This is a genomic window from Terriglobia bacterium, from assembly GCA_020073205.1.
In the GTDB taxonomy this organism is placed as follows: domain Bacteria; phylum Acidobacteriota; class Polarisedimenticolia; order Polarisedimenticolales; family JAIQFR01; genus JAIQFR01.
The window spans coordinates 1-23,352 of the sequence record JAIQFR010000070.1; the positions used below are offsets into that span (position 1 = coordinate 1).

A 23,352-nucleotide genomic window follows, 5' to 3' on the forward strand; every position below is an offset into this window, starting at 1 on the left:
AGACGCAGCTCGAGACGACACGCGCACTGGCGATCGACGTCGCGGCGACGCGGGCCCGATTCGAGCACGCCGTCGCGATCCTCGTCGGGAAGCCCCCTGCGGGATTCGCGATCCCGCCCGTGCCGATCCACGGCCCCCCTCCGGAGGTCCCGGCGGGACTTCCCTCCGATCTCCTCGAGCGACGCCCCGACGTCGCCGCCTCGGAGCGCCGTGTGGCCGCGGCCAACGGGCAGATCGGAGCGGCGAAGGCCGCGTACTTCCCGTCGCTGACGCTCTCCGCGACGGGCGGCTTCGAGGGCTCGGCGCTGGCCGGTCTCCTGTCGCTGCCGAACCGGTTCTGGTCGCTCGGGCCCGCGCTGGTCGAGACGCTCTTCGACGGAGGGAGGCGGCGCGCCGCGAAGGAGCAGGCGCTTGCGTCCTACGACGCCTCGGTGGCCGCGTACCGCGAGAGCGTTCTCACGGCGATCCAAGAGGTCGAGGACCAGCTGGCCTCACTGCGCATCCTCTCCGAGGAGGCGACGCAGCAGGCGGAAGCCGTCGCGGCGGCCGAGCGCTCGCTGACCCTGGCGAAGAACCGGTATCAGGGGGGCATCACGACCTATCTCGAGGTCGTTTCGGCGCAGAGCGCCGCCCTGACCAACGAGCGCACGGCGGTCGACCTGCTGACGCGGCGCATGGTCGCCAGCGTCGGCCTCGTCAAGGCGCTGGGCGGCGGATGGCGATCGTCGGACCTGCCGTTCACCCTCCCGCCCGCCGGCGTCACGGCTCGATCAGCTCCTTGACCAGGCCCTCGGCGTCGTAGATCTTCCCGAGCGCTTCGGTCATCGCGGCGGTGTGGACCGCGACGGCGCGGTTCACGGTCTCGTCGAAGACGAAGGGACCCACCAAGCTCTCGATGTTGCCGTCGAAGATCAGCCCCACGATCTCGCCCGCCCGATTGACCACCGGGGAGCCCGAATTGCCTCCGATGATGTCGCCGCTCAGCACGAAGTTCAGCGGGGTGGAGAGATCCAGCCGGTCCCTACGCTCGAGGAAGCGCGACGGCAGGTCGTACGGGGGTTTGAAGTCGAATCCCGCGGCCCGGTCGTACAGCCCATAGAAGGTCGTCTTGGGAGGGGCGTCGGTGCCGTTCATCGGGTACCCCTTGACCGTGCCGTACGCGAGGCGCAGCGTGAACGTCGCGTCGGGGTAGCTCGACTTGCCGTAGACCGCGAAGCGGGCCCTGCCGAGCTTCTCACCGCCCGATCTCTCGACGCTCTCGATGGTGTCCTCGTACCAATTCCGCGTCTCGCGCAGGACCGGATCGACCCGGCGGGCCAGGACGATGAGGGGATCGGTGGAGGCGGCCACCGCGGCCTCCCCGCCGTCCAGCAGCTTCTTGCGCTCCGCGGGATCGCCGAGCTTGGTGCCTGCGATGGCATCCTTCGCGACTTCCTCCGGCTTCCTGCCGCCCAGCGCGGCGTTCACGAACGCGTCGTCGGGCCCGAGCTTGTCCAGGGCCCTCTGAAGGCCGTCGGCGAGCAGCACCTCCTCGAAGCCAGGGTAAACGGGAGCCGGCGACAGCAGGTAGAAGCGGAGGGATTCGAGGCCCGCCTCGTGGTACTCCTCGAGGCGCTCGCCGTCGGGCTTCTTGATCTCGGTCACGTAGCGCACGAGGGTCATCGCGGTGTCGGGCAGCTGGTACCCGCCGAGGCCACGGTAGACCCGCTGCCCGTATCGCTCGACGTAGCGGCTCTCGGCCGCGGCGACGTCTTCCCACGCTCCCCCGTACGCCTTCTGCCAGTCGGGCCGGCTCGCCACGACCCTGCGGAAATCCTGCTCGTCGCGGGCCTTGCCGGCGAGCAGGCGGGGCTCCTTGATGGCCTCGTACTCCCCGCGGATCGCCTTGAGCGCGTTCTCGAGGCCGGAGATCATGTCCGCGGCCTCGCGGGCCTGCTCCGGGCCTCGCCCCGAGTAGCGCCGCGCGACGTCGAGCTGACGACGGATCAGCTCGAGGTAGGTCGGGTAACCGTGGTCCCGCGCGAACTCGAGCTGCGCCAGGGTCCGCATGCGGTCGGTCGACCCGGGATGGCCGGAGACGAAGACCAGCTCTCCGGTGGCCGCCCCCTTCGCGTTCCACTTGAGGTAGGCGGGGCTCGCGATCGGCTTGCCGTTCTCGTAGACGCGGAAGAGCGCCATGTCCAGGTCGTAGCGCGGGTAGGTGAAGTTGTCCGGGTCGCCGCCGAAGAACGCGATCCTCCTCTCGGGCGCGAACACGAGGCGGATGTCGGTGTACTTCTTGTAGCGGTAGAGCCAGTACTCGCCGCCCTCGTAAAGGCTCACCACGTCGGACCGGAGGCCGGTGGCGTCGAGGCTCTCCTTCTCGATTCTAGCCGTCACCGCCTTGCGCGCGTCGTTGGCCTCCTTCTCGCCGACCCCCGGCGGGATCGCCGCGGCCACCTTCGCGGTCACGTCCTCCATCGACATGAGCACGTTCAGCTCCAGATCGGGGCACTTCATCTCCTCGGAAGGGCTGCGAGATAGGAATCCCTTCTCGAGGTAGTCCTTCTCCGGGGTCGAGACCTTCTGTAGCTGCCCACTGGCGACGTGGTGATTGGTGAGCACCAGGCCGTTCGGGCTGACGAAGGAGCCGGAACCCCCGTCGTTGAATCGCACCGACGCGAGCCGAAGGTGCTCGAGCCACTGCTTCGTGGGCTCGAAGCCGTATTGCTCCTTGAGCGGCTTCAGGGGCGGATTGTCGAAGGTCCACATGCCTTCGTCCGCGCCCGCCGCCGTCGAGAGGGCCAGAGCGACCGCCGGGAGAAGGAGCCACCCGCCCGTCCGCTTCGCGAGACCGCATGATCCGCGCACGCCGAACCTCCTGCTCGGGCCCGTCGTCCGGGGCCCGGCGCGGGATGGTACAACACCTCGGGATGCGCGCCAGCGGCGGGCGATTCCTCCGGGTCTCAGCCCGCCGCCCGCCCGGTGACCTCGAGGAAGAGCGTGAGCTGGTCGCGCAGGTGGCGGGTCAGCAGGAAGTGATGCCGCACGAGCTCCCGCCCGCGCGCGCCCATCTCCTCGGCGAGGCCCGGCCGGTTGAGGAGGTACCGGAGCCGGTACGCGAGCCCCTCCGGGGAATGCACCAGGAAGCCCGTCATGTGGTCGTAGACCTGGACTTTGATGCCGCCCGCGGCCCCTCCGATGACGGGACGCCCCTTCCAGAGCCCCTCGGTCACGGTCAGTCCGAACCCCTCGCGGGTAGACTTCTGGACGATGATCGTCGCCGCACGCTGGAGCGCGTTGATCTCGCGGTCGCTCTCCGGCGGCAGCTCGAGGATCGTGACGTCGGGATCGTCACCGACCTCGTCGATCACCTCCCCCAGCACCTGGGCGCCCTCGGGGTCATCGGCCGCGCCGCCTCCCGCGAGCACCAGCCGGCAGTCGTCCCTGCGGCGGACCATCCGGAAGGCCCGGACGACGCCCACCGGGTCCTTGAACCGGTCGAACCGGGAGACCTGCACGATCAGCGGGCGCGACCGGTCGAGGCCGAAGCGGGCCAGGACCTGGTCGACCTCGCCCTCCTCCATGTCCCGGTTCTTCGGGGCGAGAGGATCGATGGACGGCGCGATCACGTACTGGGGGTGCGGGAGGTTCTGGGCGAACGCGGGCATGGAGAAGACGCTCGCGTCGAACCGGCTGATGAACCCACGCAGAAAGCGCCAGACGCTCCGGTGCGGGCGGGAGGCGTCGATGTGGCAGCGCCAGACCCAGGGACACGTCCGGGTCGCGTGATCGATGAGCGCCGCGGGCTGCGGATCGTGGATCACCACGACGTCGGCGTCGAAATCGAGCCTCCCGGCGTTCCTCCGGTTGGTCTCGAGGTAGGCGGCCCGCAGGGCCGGCGTCAGGTCGCGGGGGGCGCCCTGGAGTGCGTTGTGCATCGTCTTCGTCGCCTCGAAGAACTCCGGCGTCCCCTCGACGATCTCCCACCGGATCGCGATGCCCAGCTCGCCGAAGAGCGGCACGTGGCGGTTCAACATCTCCGCCACGCCTCCACCCACGCGGGTCGAGTTCACCACGACGACCTTGAGCCCCTCGAGGCGCCGCGCCAGCCGCCTGAGGTTGTCGATCCGCTCGCGCCCGACGATCGGCGCGTAGTCGCTCAGGCCGGGCGCGCTCACGGCTCCCCCCCAGGCCGCTCCTGGTCGAAGAGCGCGACGATCCGCGCGCGCAGGTCGTCGAGGGAGTAGAAGTAGAAGTCGATCCGGCGGAGGCGCTCGACGATCGGGAGGGGACCGAATTGCCCCTCGATCCACCGGGAGAAGTCGTCCGACTCTTCGCCGGGAACGCGCAGCCGCGCCTCGTGGAAGTGATAGTAGATCGAGCTGAGCGGCAGGGAGGCCAGCGCGTCCCTCATCTCGGCGAGGGAGGAGACCTCGCGATCGCCGGGGTACGCCTGGAAGCGGCCGCTCGCGAAGTGGAACTCGAACCCGGGGCGGACCCACGGCACCCTGGCCAGGCCGTCCAGATGGTCCTCGATGAGGTCCACGATCGAGTCGCGGGTCTCCTCGAAGCTCCGGTGGGCGTAAGGGTCGAGCGCCGCGAGCTTCTCGGCGAGCGCCAGGTCCTCCAGCGAGTGGGCGGCCCACTGCGCGAAGTCGTTCGGGTAGTCCCAGACACCGAACCGGTGGCTGAGCGGCGTCCGGTGGAGGTGGTGGTGGATCGCCTCGGACGGCACGATGCGGAGCAGGTCGGCCAGCTCCTTGAGGTTCGCCGCACGGAGGCCCGTCGGCATCACGAGGCCCTCGTAATCCACGAACCGGAACGGCACGGCCGACCGCGCGTGAAAGACGTCTTGCGAAGTCATCGCTCGCCCCTCGACGCCTCCACCACCTGTTCCAGGAAACGCAGGACCGCCCGCGGCGACGGGAGCCGGCGGGTCGCGTGGGTCGCGAGACGGCTCCGCCCGACCCGGACCCCGAGACCGCGTCCTCCGATCGCGCGGAACAGGTCCTCGTCCGTCCGGTCGTCCCCCAGCGCGACGAGGCTCGGATCCGGCTTCCCCTTCGCCGGAAGGCGACCCGCCGCGTCGAGCACCGTGCCCTTGTGAACGCCTTCCGGCCGGACCTCCACGACGCGGTGGCCCCGGATCACCTCGAGTCCGGCGAGATCCGATGCCGCCAGCAGCTCGCGGACCCCTCTTCGCCAACGCGCGAGGCCGGGCCGTGGGATCGTCCGGTCGTGAAACGCGACACCGGCGGGCTTCGACTCGACGCACGCCCCGTCGATCCCCGAGGCCAGGCGGGCTCCCGCCGCGGCGAGCAGGGCCAGGCGCCGGCGGATCCTCGGGGCCAGCGCGACGTGGCGACCGCGAGCGCGGGGGCGCTCGAGGCCGTGGCTTCCGAAGACCCGGACCCCCGGGACCGGGACCATGCGGCGGGCCTCCTCGGCTGGCCGGCCGGATACGACCACGATCGACCAGCCGAGACGGACGAGTCCGTGGAGCGCGTCAAGCGTGGCCTTCGGCACCCGCGCCTCCCCCGGCGTCGGGGCGATCGGCGCGAGCGTTCCATCGACGTCGAGGACGAGGAGGCGGGCGGCTCCTCTCCGCTGCGCCGCTCGCGCGACCTCCATCGCCAGGCTCGCGGAGGGGCTCCGCCTCATGGCTCGACGATCCGGAACCGCGGGGCTCGCGAAGGAGCGCCCGCGCCGCGCCACGCCGCCGTCGCCACGCGGGCCCGAGGCTCCTCCTGCTCGAGGCAGCGCTCCGCCCACCTCGCGACCGGGTTCGACCGGACCGCCGCGCGGAGGCCCACCATGCGTGCCCGTCGCTCCAGGCGGTCCATCGCGAGCGCCGTCCCCAGCGCTTCGGTGCACCCCTCGAGATCGTAGGGGTTGACGAGGATCGCCGAGGAGCACCTCTCCGCCGCCCCGGCGAACTCGCTGAGCATGAGCACGCCGTCCTCGTCCACGCGAGACGCGGCGAACTCCGATGCCACCAGGTTCATGCCGTCCCGGAGCGGCGTGACGAGCGCGACGTCCGCGGCGAGGTAATGCACGACCAGCTCCTCCCGCGACAGCGCCCGGTACCGGTAATGGATGGGCATCCACCCCTCCCTGCCGTATTCCCCGTTGATCCGGCCGACCTCGCGGTCGATCTCGCGCTTCATGGCCCGATACTCCTCCACCTGGTGGCGGCTGGGCACGACGATCTGGATCAGGACCACGCGGCCCGCGGCCTCCGGTCGGACCGATAGCAACCGCTCGAGGACTTGCAGCTTCTCCCGGACTCCCTTCGTGTAGTCGAGCCGGTCCGCCCCGAAGAGGATGCGGCGATTACCGTGGACCTCCCTCAGGTCCCGCGCGCGGGCGGAGATCTCCGGGCGCCTCGCGATGCGCTCGAAGTCGGCGACGTCGATCCCGATGGGGACCGCGACCGCGGACGTCTCTCCCCCCCGGTGGCGCAGGATGGAGGCTGCGCCGCGTCCTCGCGCGACGATCTCCGCGCCGACGAGTTCCCGAGCGGCCTGAGCGAAGTTGTCCCGGTAGGACGCGATATGGAACCCCACGGCGTCCGCGGCCAGGAGCCCGCGGAGGATCTCCTCCCGCCACGGGAGCACGCGGAAGATCTCCGGCGGCGGGAACGGGATGTGAAGGAAGAAGTCGATGCGCCCGCGGTAACCGAGGTCCCTCAAGATCCGCGGGACGAGCATCAGGTGGAAGTCGTGGACCCAAACCCGGCTCCCGCTCAAGGCGCGGCCGAGGGCGACCTCCGCGAAGCGGCGGTTCACCCGCCGGTAGGCGGCGAAGCTCTCCGGTGCGAAGACCGCCGTCTCGGGAAAGCCATGGAAGAGGGGCCAGAGAGCGCGGTTGGAGAAGCCGTGATAGTAGAGCGCGACTTCCCGCTCGCTCAGCGGGACGCCGTGGAAGCCGGCCCGGCCGGGCGCGGGCGGCTCCGACATCGCGGCGGCGACGGCGGTGCCGGACGGAAGCGGCGAGCCGTCCCAACCAATCCACGAGCCCCCGCGCTCGGCCAGGACGGGCTCGAGCGCGTTGACGAGGCCTCCCACGTTCTTCCTCGACGGGCGACCGCCCGGCTTCCTCGGAAGATCGTACGGGAGCCGGTTCGACATCACGACCAGCGGCGCGGGATACTCGAGATCGGTCTCGGCATTCATCGTAGGTCTCGCGCTCCTCGGATCGGGAGCCCGCCGCACGCGGGCGGGCGGTGGGTGGGGCGCGGCCGCGACCGGCCGCGCCCCGAGAATCCGCGATCGATCAGGCGTGTCGCTCCCCGTTGCGCGCGCTCTTGGCCTTCTCGATTTCCTTCCGCACCTGATCCGCCGCCTGGATCACGGCCTGAGCCTTGATCTTGGCTCCGAGGTAGTCGCCTCGGTCGAACGCGCCCTCCATGTCCTGGAGCGTCGTCTGGGCGCTCTCGGTGTCGGATTTCAGGCTCGCCAGATCCGCCTCGGTCCCTTTCCCCTTCGGCGCCGAGGCGAGATCGTGCTGCGCCTGCTCGTTCGCTTGCTTCGCCTGAGCCATCAGCTGGGTCGCTTCCTCTTTGGCCTTTTCCTTGCCGGTGGCGGCATCGGCCACGGCCTGCTCCGCGTTTCGCTTGACCTCCGCGGCCATGTCCCGGGCCTTCGAGTAGGAGCGGAACAGCGCGCTCCGATCTCCCTGGGCGGCCAGCTCCGCTTCGAGCCGTGTCTCCGCATCGCTCGCCACTCGCCAGGCATCCGGCGCGTAATCGGCGGCCTGCGCGCTCTTCGCGTTGTCCAACGCTTGCTTGGCCGCGTCGAGGTCCTGCGCGGGCATCTCGGCGCATCCCGTGAACGTCGCCAGCACGGCGACGACTGAAAGCACGAGAAGGGTCGGTTTCATCACGTCCTCCTTTCCTCGGGGATCCCGGCGTCCGCGTCGCGATGAGACGTTCGGAGAAGGCGTTACCGGTTTCAGAGCGTAGGGTCGCCTGCGACCGGAACTGCGGGATCCGTTCGTTCCCAGGGTTCCGCAAGGCGGATGCCACGGAGGATGGAAGCGACGCAAGAGAGGCGAAACAGGCGCGATTTGGTCTTTTATTGTGGGATCGAGGACGCGACCGCGTCGAAATGCCGCGGCCCCGTGGATCGAAACGAAACGACGACCTTCCTGAATTTACGCGATGACGCGAAACTACCTGGTGTCCCGTCGTTTCTCCCGCGTGTCGTAGATCCAGATCGAGCCGAGCCGCGCGACGGGCTCGTACGACCGCAGCCAGGCCAGATGCTCGGGCTTCACCCAGGCGACTTTTCCATCGGGAGCGGGCGCGAGGTATCGCATGCCCATGACGAAATTCACGCTCACGGCCAGGACACCGGCGATGGGCTGCGGCGGGACCGGAGCATACTGCAGCCCGTACAACGACGGGTCGACGTGTCCGCAGTAGAGCAGCCCGATCGGCCCGCCGGGAGCGAGCCGCGCCACCGCGTTCGGCACGCGGTAGAGGTCCTGGCCCCAATCGAGATTCGAGTCGAGCAGCCACTCGTGCCCTCGCGACGATCCGCCCGCGATCCAGTTGAAGTACGCGAGCGGGTCCGAGGACGCCGTGATCGCGGTCACGAGACCCAGCGCGATCGCGACCGCCGAGAGGAGATCCCTCGAGCGCCCGGGCCGGGGCACCCGAGGCTCCGCGAGCGTGCTCCCGGCGGCGAGGTGGAGGAACGGGAAGAGGGGCAGAAGGTATCGGATCCCGACGTCGAGCCGGTTGAAGACCGAGAGGAACAGGAAGAGGCTCGCGCACGGAAGGACGACCGGCCAGGTCTCCGCCGCGCCGATTCCGCGCCACTTCCAAGCCACGATCCCGGCGGCGGCGAGGATCAGAACGAGGATGGGGGTCTTGAGAAAGAGCGCCACGAGGTTGTAGTACCACCACCCTTCGGGAGACCACTCCCCATGGAGATAGCTCGAGAATTCCCCCGCCTCGGTGTCCAGCTTCTGCGCGTCGAATCCCACCACGTAGTCCTGCGGCAGCGGGACCGGCAGGGCGCCCGGCAGCGCCCGCTGCAGTCCGACGCAGAAGCCGGAATGGAAGCGATAGCCGTCGAGCCGGCGGAGCGACCCGCGGAACGCGAGGGATGCGTTCACGACCAAGAGCGCGACCGCGAAGAGGATCGCGGCGTCGCGCGCCCAGAGCGAGAGCCGCCGCCGCCGCGTGACCGCCGGCTCGCGGCGGCTCAGGGCGGGGAGGATCAGGGCCGCCGGCGCGATCAGGAGACCGGTGAACTTGACGGCCATGGCGAGACCGAGCGCCGCTCCGGCGAGCGCCATCGCGCCGGCCCCGCCGCGACGGCAGGCCCAGCGCAGCGCCCAGCAGGCGACCAGCACCGTGAGCATGCACCCCGCGTCGAGGGTCGCGAGATGGGAATGCGCGAGGACCGGCGGCGAGAGGAAGAAGAGCGACGCCGCGACCGCGGCGGCACGCTCCCCGAACAGCTCGCGACTCCAAGCGTACAGGAGGATCCCGGTCAGGAGGCCCAGCGCCACGACCATCAGGCGCGCGCGGAAGAAGAGGTCGAAGTACCGTTCCCGGTTGGCCCCCATGAATCTCTGGCCGTATTCCCAGGGCCCCCACCCCAGCGGGTTGCCGGAGAAACGCGGGATCGTCACCCCGGAATCCGTCGCGACCGGGAGCGCGAGCCAGAACTTGAGGAGGGGCGGGTTCTTGCAGTAGAGCGTCAGCGCGCCCTGGCTCCAGTAGGCGCATCCCGCGGGAAGGTGCGCGAACTCGTCGATGGTCGGCGTCTCCCGGCGCGCCGCGGCCGCGCAGAGGACGAGGAAGACGGCCGCGGCAAGACAGGCCGTTCCGCGCCACGCCCACGCCGCTCGCCGCCGTCCCCGATCCTCCATGCGCGAGATCGTGCCACGGACCCGAGCGCCACGGAAGGGGGATCGGGCCCGGCATCCCCCGCGCTCCGAACCGGGGTATTCTTCGGCCGATCGCGACGTCGCGGAGGACGGAAGCGTTGGGGAGCGATCGACCGGAGCAGGAGGAGCGGCCCCGCGGGAACGACGGCGACCTCCCGTGGAGAGCCTTCGCCGCGATCGCCGCGTGCTTCGTGGTCCTCTCCCTGTCCTCGAACCTCCTCTTCCCTCCCTTCGACGGGCCGGACGAGCACAGCCACTTCCATTACGCCCGGCTCCTCGCGCAGGGAAGAGGCCTCCCGGTGCAGACCGATCCCGAGCGCACGGCCGACACGGAAGGATTCGGCCCGCCCCTCTATTACCTGGTTCCGGCGGCGATCCTGCGCGTGGCGGACCCCGAGCGCGGCGCCGCGATCAGCCACATCGGCGTGGTGAGCTTCAAGGAGCTGGCCCGGATGGCGTCGAGGGGCGGCACGCTCCCGGCGATGAATCCCCTCTGGCTCGGCTTTCCACGGGGTACCGAGCCGAATCTGTTCGTGCATCCGGAGGGGGGACCGCTCGCCCCCGGGCCGCTTCGGTCCGTCCACTGGATGCGGGTCTTCTCGACGCTGTGCGGACTCACGACGCTCGCGGGCCTCCACCTCCTGGCGCGGGAGGCGGCACCGGGGCGGCGATGCGCGCAGATCGTCGCGCTTTCGGTCGTTGCCTTCAATCCGCAGTTCGTCTACCTGTCGGGCCTGCTCAACAACGACAACCTGGTGACGGCCTTCGCAACCCTCGCGCTGTGGCGGACGGCGGCCGTTCTGAGGAGCGAGCGCGCCGGGCGCCTGGACGTCGCGCTCCTCGGGGCGTTCCTGGGGCTGGGCATGCTCGCGAAGCCGAACATGATGTTCCTCTCGATTCCCGTCGCCGTGGTTCTTTGGCGGAGATCGCCGGGGTTCCGGGCCTTCTCCCGGGACCTGGCCCTCCTGGCCGCGATTGCAGTGGGGATCGCCGGGTGGTTCTACGTGCGGAACGCATGGATCTACGGCGGACTGGACTTCTTCGGTTGGAAGACGCGGAGCATGATCCATCCGATCTTCGTTCTCCCGCCCGGCCTGCGCTGGGAATACCTATCGAGGAAGCTCGCTCCGATCCTGTTCACGAGCTTCTGGGGACGCTTCGGGTGGCTGACGCTTCGTCTTCCTCTCGGGCAATACCTGTTCTACGGGCTGCTGAGCCTGACGAGCCTCGCGACGCTGCTCCCGCACGGCGTGGGGGACGCCTCCGGTGCGGGGCGGCCGACGCTCGCGCTCCTCTGGGCGGCGGCGACCCTGAACCTCGCCTCGCTCCTCGCCTTCGACCTCCTGTTCTGGGCCGAGCAGGGCCGGCTCCTCTATCCGTCGATCGGAGCGTCGGCGACGCTCATCGGCCTGGGGATCGAGAGGTCGCTCGCGCTCGGCTCCGGCTCCTCGCGGCGCGCGGTCGCCTTCGCCTTGCCCGCGCTGCTGCTGGCTTCCGTCGTGTTCGCGCAGTGGGTCGTGATCCGTCCCGTCTACTTCCGCTAGCGTCGGGACGGCGGCGGCTCCGCGGCGGTTCCCCGACCAGGGCCTCCGCGCGACCCTGCTGTTGTTGCAATCCCGCCGCCGCCCCGTCGGCGAATTCGGCGATTCTCAGGGGGACCCGAGGACGATTACGAAAGACCTCCTTGAATTTCCCCGGGGATTCCGTATCTACACGGTCGCCGGGATCGCGCGAGCCTGCTCCCCGGTCGAGAGCCTCGATGAACGTGACGGTCCTCCTCATTGACTACGACCCGTGCAGCATCTGCCGGATCCGCGGCCTGCTGTCCTCGCTCGGGATCCAGCCGATCGTGGCGAGGGACGGGGTCGCCGGGATCGCGGCGTTCAAGAGGTACCTTCCCGACCTGACGCTGATCCAGGACCTCGTCCCCCGGAAGCACGGTTTCGAGGTGTGCAAGGAGCTGAAGGCGACGGAGGACGGCCGCCGCTCCGCGATCCTGTTGCTCGCGGACGTCCGGAACGGCCGCCGCTACGCCGCTCTCGCCACCGGCTGCGACGACTTCGTCTCGAAGCCCATCAACGGGAGGATCCTCGTCGCGAAGATCCGCAAGCTCCTCCCGCGTGCCGGCTGGCCGGACGTCGATGCGCCGGTGCGAAGGCCGAGGAGGCGCTCGAGGCGGAGGATCGTCGTCGTCCCCTGACCGCGCCCACCGCTCGCCCACGCCGACATGGACTATCATCTGGGACCATCAAGTCGAGTGGCGAGGCATGGGAAAACGAGATCGGAAGAGGCAGCCCGCGTCGCAGGAGACCCGGTCCGGGGGCGCGGTCCCGACTCGCCTCGCGTCACGGGGCGCGACGGGGCTCGCGATCTCCGCGGCCCTGGCGGCACTGACGTTGCTGGTCTACTGGCAGATCACGAGTGCGCATTTCATCACCTACGACGACGGCCAGCACGTCGTCGAGAACGCACACGTGACCGGAGGTCTCACTCTCGCGAACGTCCGCTGGGCCCTCACGACCGGCCACGCGTCCAACTGGCAGCCGCTCACCTGGCTCGTTCACATGGCGATGGCGCAGCTCTTCGGGCTGAACTCCGGCGCCCACCACCTTTTGAACCTCTTGATCCACGCCCTGAACGCCGTCCTCCTCTTCCTGGTGCTGAGGTCGCTCGCCGGACGCAGCGCCTCCGACGCGGACGCGCTGTGGCCCGCAGCTTTCGTCGCCGCGCTGTTCGCCCTCCACCCCCTGCACGTGGAATCCGTCGCGTGGGTCTCGGAGCTGAAGGACGTGCTCAGCACGCTCTTCTGGATCCTGACCCTGGGAGCGTACGGCCGCTACACGAGGCGGCCCGGGGCCGTCCGTTACCTGGGGGTGATCGCCTGCCTCGCCCTGGGCCTCGCGGCCAAGCCCATGCTGGTCACGCTCCCGATGGTGCTCCTGCTGCTCGACTACTGGCCCCTGGGGCGTTTCCGAGCCGGGGATGGCTGGCGGCGCGACGCCGCGAGGCTGTTGGCGGAGAAGCTGCCCCTGTTCGGGCTGGCGATCGGGGTCTCCGTCGTCACCTACCTCGTTCAGAAAGCCGGGGGAAGCGTCGGATCGCTGGAGCAGATGCCGTTTCAACTCCGATTCGGGAACGCCCTCGTCTCGTACGTGCGCTACCTCTGGATGATGGTCTGGCCGAGCGGTCTGGCCGTGTTCTACCCCCATCCCTGGAACGGGCTCCCGACCTGGCAGCTCGTGGCGTCCGCTTCGTTCCTGATCGGCACCTCGGCGGCGGCCGGGTCCCTCGCGCGGCGTCACCCGTACTTCCTCGTCGGCTGGCTCTGGTACCTCGGCACGCTGGTTCCGGTCATCGGCCTGGTGCAGGTGGGCCTCCAAGGGTGGGCGGATCGGTACACGTACGTGCCGCTCATCGGGGTATTCATCGGCCTGGCCTGGGGAGCCAAGGCGCTCGTCGGCGCGCTCCGCTTCCCGGCGTGGTGCGTGGGAACGGGCGCGGCGGCGATCCTCGGCGGGCTGGCATGGCTCACGTCGGTGCAGGTGGGCTACTGGAACGACGGGATCACGCTGTTCCAGCACGCCCTCGAGGTCATGAAGACCAGCTCGACGATGCGCCTGTTCATGGGGGCGGCTCTCGAGCACGAAGGACGCCCGACGATGCACAGCTACCTCGGGGCCGCGCTGGAGCACGAGGGACGCTACACCGAAGCCGAGAGCCAGTTCAGGAAGGCACTGGAGCTGAAGCCGGACTCCGTGGCCACGATCGGAAGTCTCGGGGGTGTCCTGCTCAAAGAGCAGCGGTTCGCCGAGTCCGAGGTCCTGCTGCGGAAAGTCCTCGAGAAGACTCCGGACGATCCCAAGGTCCTGGACAACCTGGGCGAGGTCCTGAAGGACCAGGGGCGCTCGGCGGAGGCCGAGCGCGTGATGAGGAGGTCCCTCGAGCTGAAGCCGGATTCGATCGAGGCGATGAGCAATCTCGCGGGGCTCCTGGCGAGGCAGGGGCACCTCGCGGACGCCGAGGTCCTCCTGAGGAAGGCCCTCACGATGCAACCGGATTCCGTGGAGGTCCTGAGCAACCTGGCCGGCCTCCTGGGGGAGCAGCGGCGCTACGCCGAGGCGGAGGCTCTTCTGCGAAGCGCCCTCAAGCTCCAGCCCGACAATCTCGAAGCCCTGGGAAACCTCGGCATGCTCTTGCAGGTGGAGCAGCGCACCGCGGAGGCCGAGTCCGTCCTCGCCCGCCTCGCGGAGCTGCAGCGGCGAGGCGTTGCGCGGTAGCCGGCCGGACTCCCGGAACGGGCGACCCTGGTGGGCCGCGCTGGACCTGTCGTCGCTCTGCCCGCCGTGATGTCAACGACCTGAAGCCCGCGTCCTGCCGATCTGGTCCTCGAGGGACCTGGCCATCCCCGGATCCAAACGGCGCAACGGGACGAGCTGTCCCTCGGCTCCCGCCACGTCCCCAGCTTGAAGCGCCATGAGTCCCAGGTAGTAATGCGGCTGGGGAAGTGCCGGATCGATGGAGAGGGCGCGACCGAAGGCGTTCCTCGCGCGCTCCTCGTCTCCCCGCCTGAGCAGGGCGAAGCCGAGGAGGCTGATGGTGGGGCCATCCCCGGGACCCAGCTCGGCGGCACGAGAGAGGGAGGCCGTCGCCCGGTCCCAGTCCCCCATCTCGCCATAGACGAGGCCGAGGCCCGAGTGCCCCTTCCGATCGTCCGGCCGAAGAGCGAGGTACGCTCGATAGGCTTCCGCCGCTTCCGGAAGCCGCCGGCTCTGCAGAAGCGCGGTCGCCAGGTTGAGCCTCGCCTCCGGCTGGCTCGGCTTGAGCCGGACCGCTTCCTCGAAGTGATCCAGCGCCTCCCGGGTCTTCCGCTGACGCGCCAGAGCGATCCCGAGGTTCAGCTGGACATCGCCGTAGCGGGGATCGACCACGAGCGCCTTCTCGTAGTACCCCCGCGCCGTCTCCGGATCCCCCTTTTCGAACAGGTAGAGGTTGCCGAGATTGAAATAGGCCAGGACGGCCCTCGGTGATACCCGCAGGATCCGCGTGTAGAGGGCCTCGTCGTCCTTCCAGGTCGAGGTCTGAGCGTAGGCCATGGCGCCGAGCGACACGACGACGACGCCCGCCGCGACCGCGCTCGCGCGCCTCGCGCCCGCGGAGACACCTGTCAGCGCGTCGTCTGCCGTCCAGGCGACGATGACGAAGATCCCCACCAGCGGGAGGTACGTGTAGCGGTCCGCCATGGACTGCGACCCCACGTGCACGAGCCCGATGACCGGCACCAGGGTCCCCACGAACCAGAACCAGCCCATCGCGACGTAGCGTCGCTTCCGGGCCAGGAGCGCGGCGCCCGCGGTCCCGAGGAGGAGCGCCAGCGCGCCGCCCACGGGCTTGAAGAGAGGCATCCCCCCGTGCTCGAACGGGTACAGGGCCGCCAGGCCGACGGGAGCCACGGCCTTGAAGAGGTAGGCACCGTACGCGTAGAGGGCGTTCGCGATTCGCTCGCCCAGAGGGAAGGCCTCCGAGGATCCCAGGGCTCCCATGTCGGTCTGCGCTTTCAGCGTGATGAGCGCGAGGAGCGGGACGGGCAGGAGCAACGGGACCTTCTCCAGGAGGAGCGTCTTGAGCGGTGCCGGCCGCCCGGATCCTGCGAATCCTCCCGGCCAGCGGCGGAGCGGCCAGAAGTCCAGGAGGAGGAGGGCGAAGGGAAGGGTCACCGCCATGGACTTCGCGAGGAGCGCGAGGAGGCAGGCGACCATCACCGCCACGTAGCGGCGAAGCGAGGGTGCTCTGGCGTACTTGGCGTAAGCGAGCATGGCGGCCATCCAGAAGAACCCGCAGAGCACCTCCTTCCGCTCGGCGACCCATGCCACCGGCTCCACGTGAAGCGGGTGGACGGCGAACAGAGCCGCGACCCAGAAGCTGGGCCTCAGGGCTCCCGTCATCCTGTGCAGCGACAAGAGCAGCAGGACGGCCGACGCGGCGTGCAGGAGGAGGTTCGTGAGGTGATGGCCCCATGGATGCAGCCCGAAGATCTGGCAGTCGACCATGTGCGACAGCGCGGTCACCGGCGCGTAGAAGCCGAGGTCCGTGGTGGTGAAGGCCCAGCGGAGGCTCTCCGCGCGAATCCCCTTTTGCACCTCGTCGTTGGCGCTGACGAACCGGGGATCGTCCAGGCCGAGGAAGCCGAAGCCGAGAACCGGATGGAAGACCGCGAAGGTCAGGAGGATCAGGACCAGGGCCGCCCCGGCCGCGCGGGTGGCCGGCAGCTCCCAGGCACCGGGCTGGCCCGAGCGGGTTGGGGGCTCCCGTTCGAGTCGGCGGCGGCGCTGGGCTCTTCCGTGGGTCACCCGAGCTCCTCTCCCGACCCGACCGGCCGAAGAGGCCGATTACACCACACAATCCGGCGCCCGGGGAACGACGGCCGGACGACGCTCCGACGCGAGCCGGGCCGACGTCCGGCTCCCGAGCCGCGCCCCTAGCGCGCGCGCAATCTCTCCTGAGCCTCGCGGTTTCCCGGGTCCATCGTGAGGATCCGCTCGAGCTCCTTCTTGGCCCGGTCGGCTCGGCCCGACTCCGAGAAGTACTTGGCCATGAGGAGCCGGGTCTCGATCTCCTCCGGCTCCGGGATCCCGAGCTCGAACAGCCTCGAGTATTGCTCGGCCGCGCCGTCCCCGTCTCCGATGGTGGCGAGGAGGCGCGCGAAGGACCGCGTTCCCTCGATCCGCCCCCCGGGGAAGTGGATCTTCGGGATGGGACGCTCGAGCCACGCCCGCGTCGCCCTGTTGTAACGGTCGCTCAACGAGACGGCCCGCGCGATGGCTTGCTCGTTCCCCTTCGCGCGGACGAAGACCGCGGCGACCTCGTCGGCGTAGACCAGGGACCACTTGCCGCCGCGGAAGAGCCGCTCCACGAGAAGACGGCGGTTCTCCCAGCGGTGGAACAGGATGACGGTCTCGATCCCGAGCCGGTCGGCTTCGGCCTCCCACTTCGCCTGGTCGTACATCGCGGCGACGTAATCGTGGAAGAACCGCGAGTCGTAGACCTCGAGCCGCCCGTCGATGAAGACACCCTCGCCGATCGGATCGTCCCACGCGAGGTACCCTCCCGCGGCGACGTCGTTGTAGAGCTTCGGCGGGAGCCTAGCCTCCCGGGCGAACGCCGCCGCGCGCACCGGGAACGTCCCCTCGAGGATCCCGCCGCCGAACTCCCGGCACTGCCCGTCCCAGCGGTAGAAAGTTCCCGTGACCACGAGCGCTCCGAGGACGATCGCGCCGACGACGGCCGCCCAAGCGGCGAGCGGGGTGAATCCGCGGAGCCGGTCGCGAGCCCGCGCCGGCAGGGATCGCACGATCGAACCGAGGGACCGGGCGATGCACGGCGTTCCCCCGAGAGCGAAGAGCGCGGCGTTCCGGCGGGCGACGACCGACAGCGCCGCAAGTCCCGCGAAGAACGCGATGCTTCCCAAGTCGACTCCCTCGACACCGGTGGCTCCCTCCGTGGGACCGCGTCGTAGGCCCTTGACCAGAGCGACCAGGATGGAAGCGGCGCCGACGGCCAGCAGACCTTTGTAAGCCGCGATCGAGACGCCGCCCACGTCGACCGCGAACGGTGACCGGAACTCCCCGATCGACTGGAGGGCCGGGCTCGACTTGTCGATCAGGGTGTAGAGCTTCACCGGGAGAAGAGCCCCCGCGAGGCCGAACGGGTTCACGACGACCGCCGCCATCGCCGCCGATCCCCAGATCGCCAGCTTCCGGAACGACGCGGCGTCCCAGCGGGAGCCTTCCCTCACGCTGGCGGGGAGAGCGGGAATCCGGGAGCCGACCGCGCTCGCGAGCGCGCAGAGAATCGCGAACACGCCGATGACGAAGAGTCCGTGCACGTTGACCCAGACCACCATCAGCGGGACCAGCAGCCACAGCCCGCGCCCCTCGCGGCGCCGGCCGAGATCCAGGATGGTGAGCAGCCCCAGGAGGAGCGGGAAGGAGACCATCTCGGGACGGATCACGAAGCGGTCCTCGATGACGAGCAGCGCCGCCAGCACGATCCAGGCGCCGCCGACGTCTCCGAGCTCCGCTCGGACGAGCCGCAGGAGCAGCCAGACCGCCAGCGAGCAAGTGACCGCGGCGGCGAGACACAGCAGGACCGGGCCGCCGGCGGCATGAAGGAGGTAAAGAAGAACCTCGTAGGCCCACTCGAGATTGATCCAGGGATGATCCCGGACCGTGTGGGAGAGCGTGTCGGTGCTTGGGACCGCCCTGTGCTGGACGATCCACCGCCCCGCGGCGAGATGCCACCAGGTGTCGAAATCGTCCAGGCGCCTGAACGCGAAGACCGCCGCCAGGGCGACCGTCGCCAGAGGCGCGAGCGGACCGAGAAGCTCCCCGACCCGATCGAGTCGCGGGGCGACGCCGCTTCCTTCCGGTCGAGGCGAGACCCCGGAATCCCGTTGCGACCTGGCCAACCGGCCCTTCCCCCTTGCCCTCTGACGGCGCCCCGAGTCTAGCATTCCGAGGCAGAAAAAAGCGGCGGCGGCCGGGTGGCCGCCGCCGCGCGCGTTCGCATCGGAATGCCCGCGGGCGCGCTCGATCGCGCGCCCGCGGGGAAGCAGTTCAAGGGCAGGCGTGCCCCGACGCCGCGATCTCGGCGTCGCGCGATCCGATCTGCGAGGGCTGACCCTCGTCGTAGGTGCCCTGTCCGGCGCAGTTGCCGGCCCGGACGAGATACCAGTAGCCGTCTCCGAGGGCCGGGACGCTGCCGTCGGTGTAGGACGTGCCCACCTGGTCGTTGGACGAGCAGCTGTCGGTTGCGGTCGTGAAGTTACCTCCGCTGGACTGGAGCACGGAGAGCGTGCCCCGGACCACGTCGTACCAGGTCGCACCGGATACCGCGGTCCAATTCAGGGTCCCCGCGCCGTACGCGACCACCGTCTGCCCGGTGGGCGTCGTCGCCGAGCAGACGACGTCGGCCGCCGCGACGCCCGCGGTCGCGGCGCTCAAGCCGCAGCCGTTGTTGTAGCGGACGCTGTAGGTGTAGGAAGTCCCGTTCACGCCGGTGTTGTCGTTGTAGGTGGTCGTGCCGTACGCGATCCCCGTGGCGACCGGGGAGCCGTTTCTCAGCACGTCGTACGTCCGGGTGCCGCTCCCGCCGTCGCCCCAGTTGCCGGCGTCCTGAGCCCAGCTCACCTGGACGCCCGTGTCCGCGTTCGAATCGACGTCCACCGCCGAGTTGTTGGTGAGGGCGCTGGGAGCCACGCAAGCCGCCGGGCAGCCCGGCAGGCCGGTGTTCCGGGTCGGCTCGCAGACCTGCTGCTGCAGGTTACCGATGTTGACGTTGTCCACTCCGAGCCCGCCGGCCACCACCGACGAGTCGGATCCGAGCCTCCACCGGAACTGGACGGTCTGGCCGACGCTGGCCGCGACCGTGGCCGCGTTCGTCGTGGTGTAGCTGACGGGCCCGCCGGTCCAGGCCGTGACGCCGGAGGCCAGCGGGCTGCAGAAGTCGCCCGTGAACGTGGCCGCCTGGGCCGGCGTGGTGAACGGCAGGAGGGTCCAGTTGCCCGCTCCCACCTTGCTCTGGACGATCGCGCCGTCGTACGGGGTCTCGGTCTCGTACGCCACGTCGAACTGCAGGGTGACGTTGCCGTTCGCCAGGAAGACCGGCGAGTAGAGCGTCGAGGAGTCCTTGGGCGGGTAGGTCTGGAGTGCGGTCCCGAACGCGTTGTTGCCCACCCAGGCCCCATAGCCGCCGTTGCCATTCCCGCACGCGGCGCACCAGTGGAAGCTGTTGGAATAGCCCGAGCACGTGCCGGTGTCGTCGGGCGTCGCCCCGGTCAACCAACCGGGATCCACGTTGAAGTTCTGGGTGTAGTTGAAGCTCCCGCCGGTGTTGTCCAGGTCCAGGTTGATGCTGAACGTCTGGAGCGTCGCGGAGCCGTCGAAGCCGTCCCCGGTGATGACCACCGTGAACTGCGCGCTGGGCGGGTTCTGCGGGTCGGTGCAGGCGACCGCGGACGCCACGTGGAACGTGAACCGGTCGCCCGGCGGGTTCGTCGCGTCGGCCCCCGCGACCACCGTGCCGTAGAGCGCATGGTTGTCGGGGATGCAGTCGATGTTGGGCGAGGTCGAGAAGAGCGAGACCTTCGTGTTGGTGAGGTTCGTCGCCAGGCCGTTGTGGATCGTGAGGTCCAGGGTCACGGTCTCGTTGTTGTCCGCGATCGTGTCGTTGTCCCCGTTGTCCGCGACCTGCGTGTTGGACACGTACAGGACGTTGCCCCCGGTGCACCCGATGTTGGCATGGGTCGTGGTGCTCCCCGCCGGCGAGGTGTCCGTGTACGTGGCGGCGATGGTCTCGCTGGGCAAGACGAACAGCACCCCGTTGTTGTTGCCGGCGCCGGTGTTGGTCGCCAGGGTCAGCGTCCCCGAGAAGAAGGGCGCCGACCCCGTCAGGGTCACGACCTCGCTGTCGCCGGTCCCCGGGCTCGTCACGGTCACCGTCAGCGGCGAAGTGGCATTGGCGTCCACCACGCTCAGCACAGCGGTGGACGACGGGCAGTTGTCGTAGCTGTACCGGTCGAAGGCGACCTGCCCCACCTGGCCGCCCACGCCGCAGGAGTTCCCGACCTGGGCGTCCGCGTACCACTGGTCGTACACGAGGTCGTCGTCGTCGAGCGCGACGTCACGGTGCGTGCCGTGACCGGTCCCGCCGTTGAAGTAGTAGATGTCCGTGTGCTCGTGGCCGTACGCGAACCAGGTGCTGGTCGTGGCCTGACCCCCCACGCCGTTGAACGTGATGATGATCTGGTTCGGGGCTCCCCCGGTACTGGGCCCGAAGTGGGGATCGTCCGGCGTCCCCGTGTTGGCCGTCTCCCAGTTCCAGATCCCCACGTAATCGAAGATCGTCTGGTAGTAGCAGCAGACCACGATCGGGAAAGCACTCGCCTGGTCCCCCGTGGGATTCGTGGTGCTGTTCCACTGATCGTCGTAAAAGGCTCCCCACACGCCGCCCTGATTCGAGAGGGTCTCCGACGCGTGGTAGAACGAGTGCCACTTCCACTGGTAGAAGTACGGCTGGCCGTTGGCGTTGTTCCCCGTCAGGACCGGCTGGAAGTTCGTCAGAAGGAACGAGTCGGCGTTGTTGTTGAAGTTGTTCGCCGCGGTGGTGGCCGAGTTGCCCACCATCATCCCCTTGTTCGCCGCGCTGCTGCTGCAGATGCCGTCCGTCCGGTTCTCGCTGCCCACCGTGGCGGGCTGGGTCGCGCTCCCGATCCAGCGCCACGGGTTGGTGGTGGCGCCGGTGATCACCGATTCGTACCACGCCGAAGACGGAAGCGGGCTCGTGTCGAAGACGCTGCAGTGCTTCTGCCTCGTGACGATGTCGTTGGCTTGCAGCGGGCGGATCTGGGTCAGGCGCTTCGCCGTCGTGAACCCGTCCGCGGGCGACGTGATGTCGAAGTTCATGTTGACGAGCGTGAGACCGGCGGTGGACGGGTCGGTGAACACCTGGAACACCGCGCCGGTGAGCCCGTCTGCGGGGACCGCGCCCACTAAGATGTCGTTGTTGAGGGCGGTCATCTTGGACGCCCCGGCTCCCGAGAAGCTGAGGTGGACGTGCAGGTCCGTCAGGGCAGCCCCGGTCTGGTTCACGAACCCGACCGTGTAGGCGTTGTACTCTCCGGCGTCCATGTACTTCGTGTAGAACTCGTTGCTCCCGCCGTTGAACAGCGGGCCGGAGATCGCGTCGGTGCCCGCTGCGTTGTTGTCGCAGCCCCCCTCGATGATGTACCCGCCGTCGGCGACGGCGACCTGGCAGGAGACGGCCGCGACGGCAGGGGTGACCGCCGCGTAGGTCGCGGTCAGGCTCCCGCCGTCCGCCACCGCGATGCCGCTGCCGGTGGCGATGCTCCCGGTGAACACCCCACCCGAGCCGGTGCAGCTCACGACCTGGGTGTCGATGACCGTCGAGACGGAATTGCGGCTCGTCAGCGTGACGGAGACCGGCGAGCTGGCGGCGGCGTCGTTCACCGTGACGGTCACGGTATCGGAGCAGTTGTACTTCCCCTTGTCCAGCGAGACCTGCGTGACGTCCTGCGCCGCGACGTCGCCCGAGACCACCAGCGAGTAGTTCATCCCTCCCGGGTCGTTGAAGCCGATCACGTCGACCTGCACGGTCCCGGATCCGGGCAGCCCGTGCGCGGCGTCGAGGAAGACGCCTTCCGTCGGGTTGGTGTGGTCGCGGACCGAGGTGGCCGAGGTGCTCCAGCCGCCGGAGAAGTTGTTCCCCCAGTAGACGTTCGCCCCGATCGTGACCTTGAGGTCCGCGTCCTTCTGGATCGCGTTGCCCGCGGCGTCGTAGTAGACCATCATGACCCGCAGCGGGATGCTGTTTCCGTTGACGTTGTAGAGGAACGTCTTGGTGGAGCCGTCACCGAGCGAGTCGCCATTCTTGACCCACAGGAACGGCGCACCGCTCCCGATGTGCAGGACCGAGCGGAGGTTCGCCCGGCCGTACCCCACGTCGTTGCTGTACCGCTTCGCGAGCGAGATGCTCGTCGTGGGGAAGGCCGTCGACGCCATGTCCTCGCCCGAGGCGAGGATCAGGGCCTTGATCAGCGAGCCGGTGGGAGTCACGGCGCTGCCGCTCGGCGCGCCGCCCGGGTAGTACCCGGACACGAAGTAGTCGCGGGCGACGGCCGCGAGCCCCGCGATCTCCGGCGCGGAGAACGACGTGCCGCCGAAATTCTGGAGGTTGCTGAAGTCGTAGTAGACCGTCTTGGTGGCGTCGGTCTGGCACATGGCATGGGGACGGTCCCCCGCCTCGTTCTCGCCTCCCACCGTGGCGCTGAACGCCATGTAACCGAGGATGTCCGGCTTCGTTCGGAGCGACGTCGCCACCGGTCCCCTGCCGGACCCGAGGTCGGTGGACGCGCAGCCGGCCGTTCCGTCCCAGTTGCAGTCCGCGAACATGAAGCTCGGGTTCGCGGCGTCCGCACCGCCCACGCAGATGACGTTCTTCGCCGTGGACGGGGAGCCGATCGTCCCCTGCCCCGTCGCGCCGCCGTTGCCGGCGGAGACGGTCACGACCATCCCGGGGTTGTTGAAGATGGCCGTGTCGAGGTTGCTCGCCTCGGTGTCGTAGGTGGGCGACGACGTCCCCCACGAGTGGTTCTGGACGAACGACCCCTTGCCGATGGCGGCCGTGATGGACGGACCGAGATCGAGCGGCGCGGCGAGCGTTCCCGCCGAGGTCCCGATGTCCTGGAAGTAGACCTTGGCGCCCCGGGCGATCCCGTCGTCGAAGTTGCCGTTGGGCGTGTGCGTCGTGTCGGGATTCGAGGACATGTTCGAGATCGAGCCCGCGGCGTGCTGGCTCGTCCAGGTGCCGTGCCCCCCGTCGGCCGTGGTGTAGTTGTTCACGCACACGTCGCCGCCGTAGTTGTCGTAGCCGACGACCTTGCGGTGCGTGGGG

General features: G+C 69.4%; 14 protein-coding genes. 4 read left to right on the forward strand and 10 right to left on the reverse strand.

Annotation, left to right across the window (positions count from 1 at the left end; translation table 11 throughout):
* Nucleotides 1-782: efflux transporter outer membrane subunit (locus LAO51_14125; GenBank protein ID MBZ5639879.1), on the forward strand; the 782-nt coding region annotated here is incomplete at its 5' end.
* Here the strand turns inward: LAO51_14125 and LAO51_14130 are convergent.
* The 7 genes from LAO51_14130 to LAO51_14160 all read right to left on the reverse strand — a co-directional run bounded on the left by LAO51_14130 (nucleotide 760) and on the right by LAO51_14160 (nucleotide 9,867).
* On the reverse strand, nucleotides 760-2,751 hold the full coding sequence (locus LAO51_14130; protein MBZ5639880.1) for a S46 family peptidase: 1,992 nt from the start codon (nucleotides 2,749-2,751) through the stop codon (nucleotides 760-762). The two genes, LAO51_14125 and LAO51_14130, sit on opposite strands and share 23 nt — an antisense overlap.
* Nucleotides 2,752-2,945: 194 nt before the next feature.
* Nucleotides 2,946-4,145, reverse strand: coding sequence for a glycosyltransferase (locus tag LAO51_14135; protein MBZ5639881.1), 1,200 nt, complete (start codon nucleotides 4,143-4,145; stop codon nucleotides 2,946-2,948).
* A gap of 11 nt (nucleotides 4,146-4,156) precedes the next feature.
* Nucleotides 4,157-4,846 (reverse strand): DUF5752 family protein, encoded by a 690-nt coding sequence (locus LAO51_14140; protein MBZ5639882.1) that lies wholly within the window; start codon nucleotides 4,844-4,846, stop codon nucleotides 4,157-4,159.
* Nucleotides 4,843-5,643 (reverse strand): trehalose-phosphatase, encoded by an 801-nt coding sequence (otsB, locus tag LAO51_14145; GenBank protein MBZ5639883.1) that lies wholly within the window; start codon nucleotides 5,641-5,643, stop codon nucleotides 4,843-4,845. Before otsB ends, LAO51_14140 begins: the two co-directional genes overlap by 4 nt.
* The gene (locus tag LAO51_14150; GenBank protein ID MBZ5639884.1) at nucleotides 5,640-7,157 is read right to left on the reverse strand and encodes a trehalose-6-phosphate synthase; all 1,518 of its coding nucleotides are present in this window, start codon (nucleotides 7,155-7,157) and stop codon (nucleotides 5,640-5,642) included. Before LAO51_14150 ends, otsB begins: the two co-directional genes overlap by 4 nt.
* Nucleotides 7,158-7,257: 100 nt before the next feature.
* Nucleotides 7,258-7,863: a hypothetical protein gene (locus tag LAO51_14155; protein ID MBZ5639885.1), complete on the reverse strand. Its 606-nt coding sequence runs from the start codon at nucleotides 7,861-7,863 to the stop codon at nucleotides 7,258-7,260.
* 291 nt (nucleotides 7,864-8,154) lie between these two features.
* Nucleotides 8,155-9,867 carry a glycosyltransferase family 39 protein gene (locus tag LAO51_14160; protein MBZ5639886.1) on the reverse strand — a complete coding sequence of 571 codons (1,713 nt, stop codon included), beginning with the start codon at nucleotides 9,865-9,867 and terminating at the stop codon, nucleotides 8,155-8,157.
* 116 nt (nucleotides 9,868-9,983) lie between these two features.
* Between LAO51_14160 and LAO51_14165 the strand changes: the two genes are divergently transcribed.
* The 3 genes from LAO51_14165 to LAO51_14175 all read left to right on the forward strand — a co-directional run bounded on the left by LAO51_14165 (nucleotide 9,984) and on the right by LAO51_14175 (nucleotide 14,162).
* Nucleotides 9,984-11,429: a glycosyltransferase family 39 protein gene (locus tag LAO51_14165; protein ID MBZ5639887.1), complete on the forward strand. Its 1,446-nt coding sequence runs from the start codon at nucleotides 9,984-9,986 to the stop codon at nucleotides 11,427-11,429.
* A gap of 215 nt (nucleotides 11,430-11,644) precedes the next feature.
* Complete coding sequence (locus LAO51_14170; GenBank protein ID MBZ5639888.1) at nucleotides 11,645-12,085, forward strand: response regulator; 441 nt, start codon at nucleotides 11,645-11,647, stop codon at nucleotides 12,083-12,085.
* Nucleotides 12,086-12,152: 67 nt separating this feature from the next.
* On the forward strand, nucleotides 12,153-14,162 hold the full coding sequence (locus LAO51_14175; GenBank protein MBZ5639889.1) for a tetratricopeptide repeat protein: 2,010 nt from the start codon (nucleotides 12,153-12,155) through the stop codon (nucleotides 14,160-14,162).
* A gap of 72 nt (nucleotides 14,163-14,234) precedes the next feature.
* Here LAO51_14175 and LAO51_14180 read toward each other — a convergent pair whose 3' ends face one another.
* The 3 genes from LAO51_14180 to LAO51_14190 all read right to left on the reverse strand — a co-directional run.
* Entirely contained in the window at nucleotides 14,235-16,232 is a 1,998-nt protein-coding gene (locus LAO51_14180) for a tetratricopeptide repeat protein (GenBank protein MBZ5639890.1), read from the reverse strand.
* Nucleotides 16,233-16,360: 128 nt separating this feature from the next.
* Nucleotides 16,361-18,349: a hypothetical protein gene (locus LAO51_14185; GenBank protein ID MBZ5639891.1), complete on the reverse strand. Its 1,989-nt coding sequence runs from the start codon at nucleotides 18,347-18,349 to the stop codon at nucleotides 16,361-16,363.
* A gap of 148 nt (nucleotides 18,350-18,497) precedes the next feature.
* A partial coding sequence (locus LAO51_14190) for a S8 family serine peptidase (GenBank protein MBZ5639892.1) occupies nucleotides 18,498-23,352 on the reverse strand: 4,855 nt, incomplete at its 5' end.

Coding starts and splice junctions, on each gene's coding strand:
- LAO51_14130 (MBZ5639880.1), bottom strand. CDS start 2,751: ATGTGGACCTTCGACAATCCGCCCCTGAAGCCGCTCAAGGAGCAATAC.
- LAO51_14140 (MBZ5639882.1), bottom strand. CDS start 4,846: ATGACTTCGCAAGACGTCTTTCACGCGCGGTCGGCCGTGCCGTTCCGG.
- otsB (MBZ5639883.1), bottom strand. CDS start 5,643: ATGAGGCGGAGCCCCTCCGCGAGCCTGGCGATGGAGGTCGCGCGAGCG.
- LAO51_14150 (MBZ5639884.1), bottom strand. CDS start 7,157: ATGAATGCCGAGACCGATCTCGAGTATCCCGCGCCGCTGGTCGTGATG.
- LAO51_14155 (MBZ5639885.1), bottom strand. CDS start 7,863: ATGAAACCGACCCTTCTCGTGCTTTCAGTCGTCGCCGTGCTGGCGACG.
- LAO51_14160 (MBZ5639886.1), bottom strand. CDS start 9,867: ATGGAGGATCGGGGACGGCGGCGAGCGGCGTGGGCGTGGCGCGGAACG.
- LAO51_14170 (MBZ5639888.1), top strand. CDS start 11,645: ATGAACGTGACGGTCCTCCTCATTGACTACGACCCGTGCAGCATCTGC.
- LAO51_14175 (MBZ5639889.1), top strand. CDS start 12,153: ATGGGAAAACGAGATCGGAAGAGGCAGCCCGCGTCGCAGGAGACCCGG.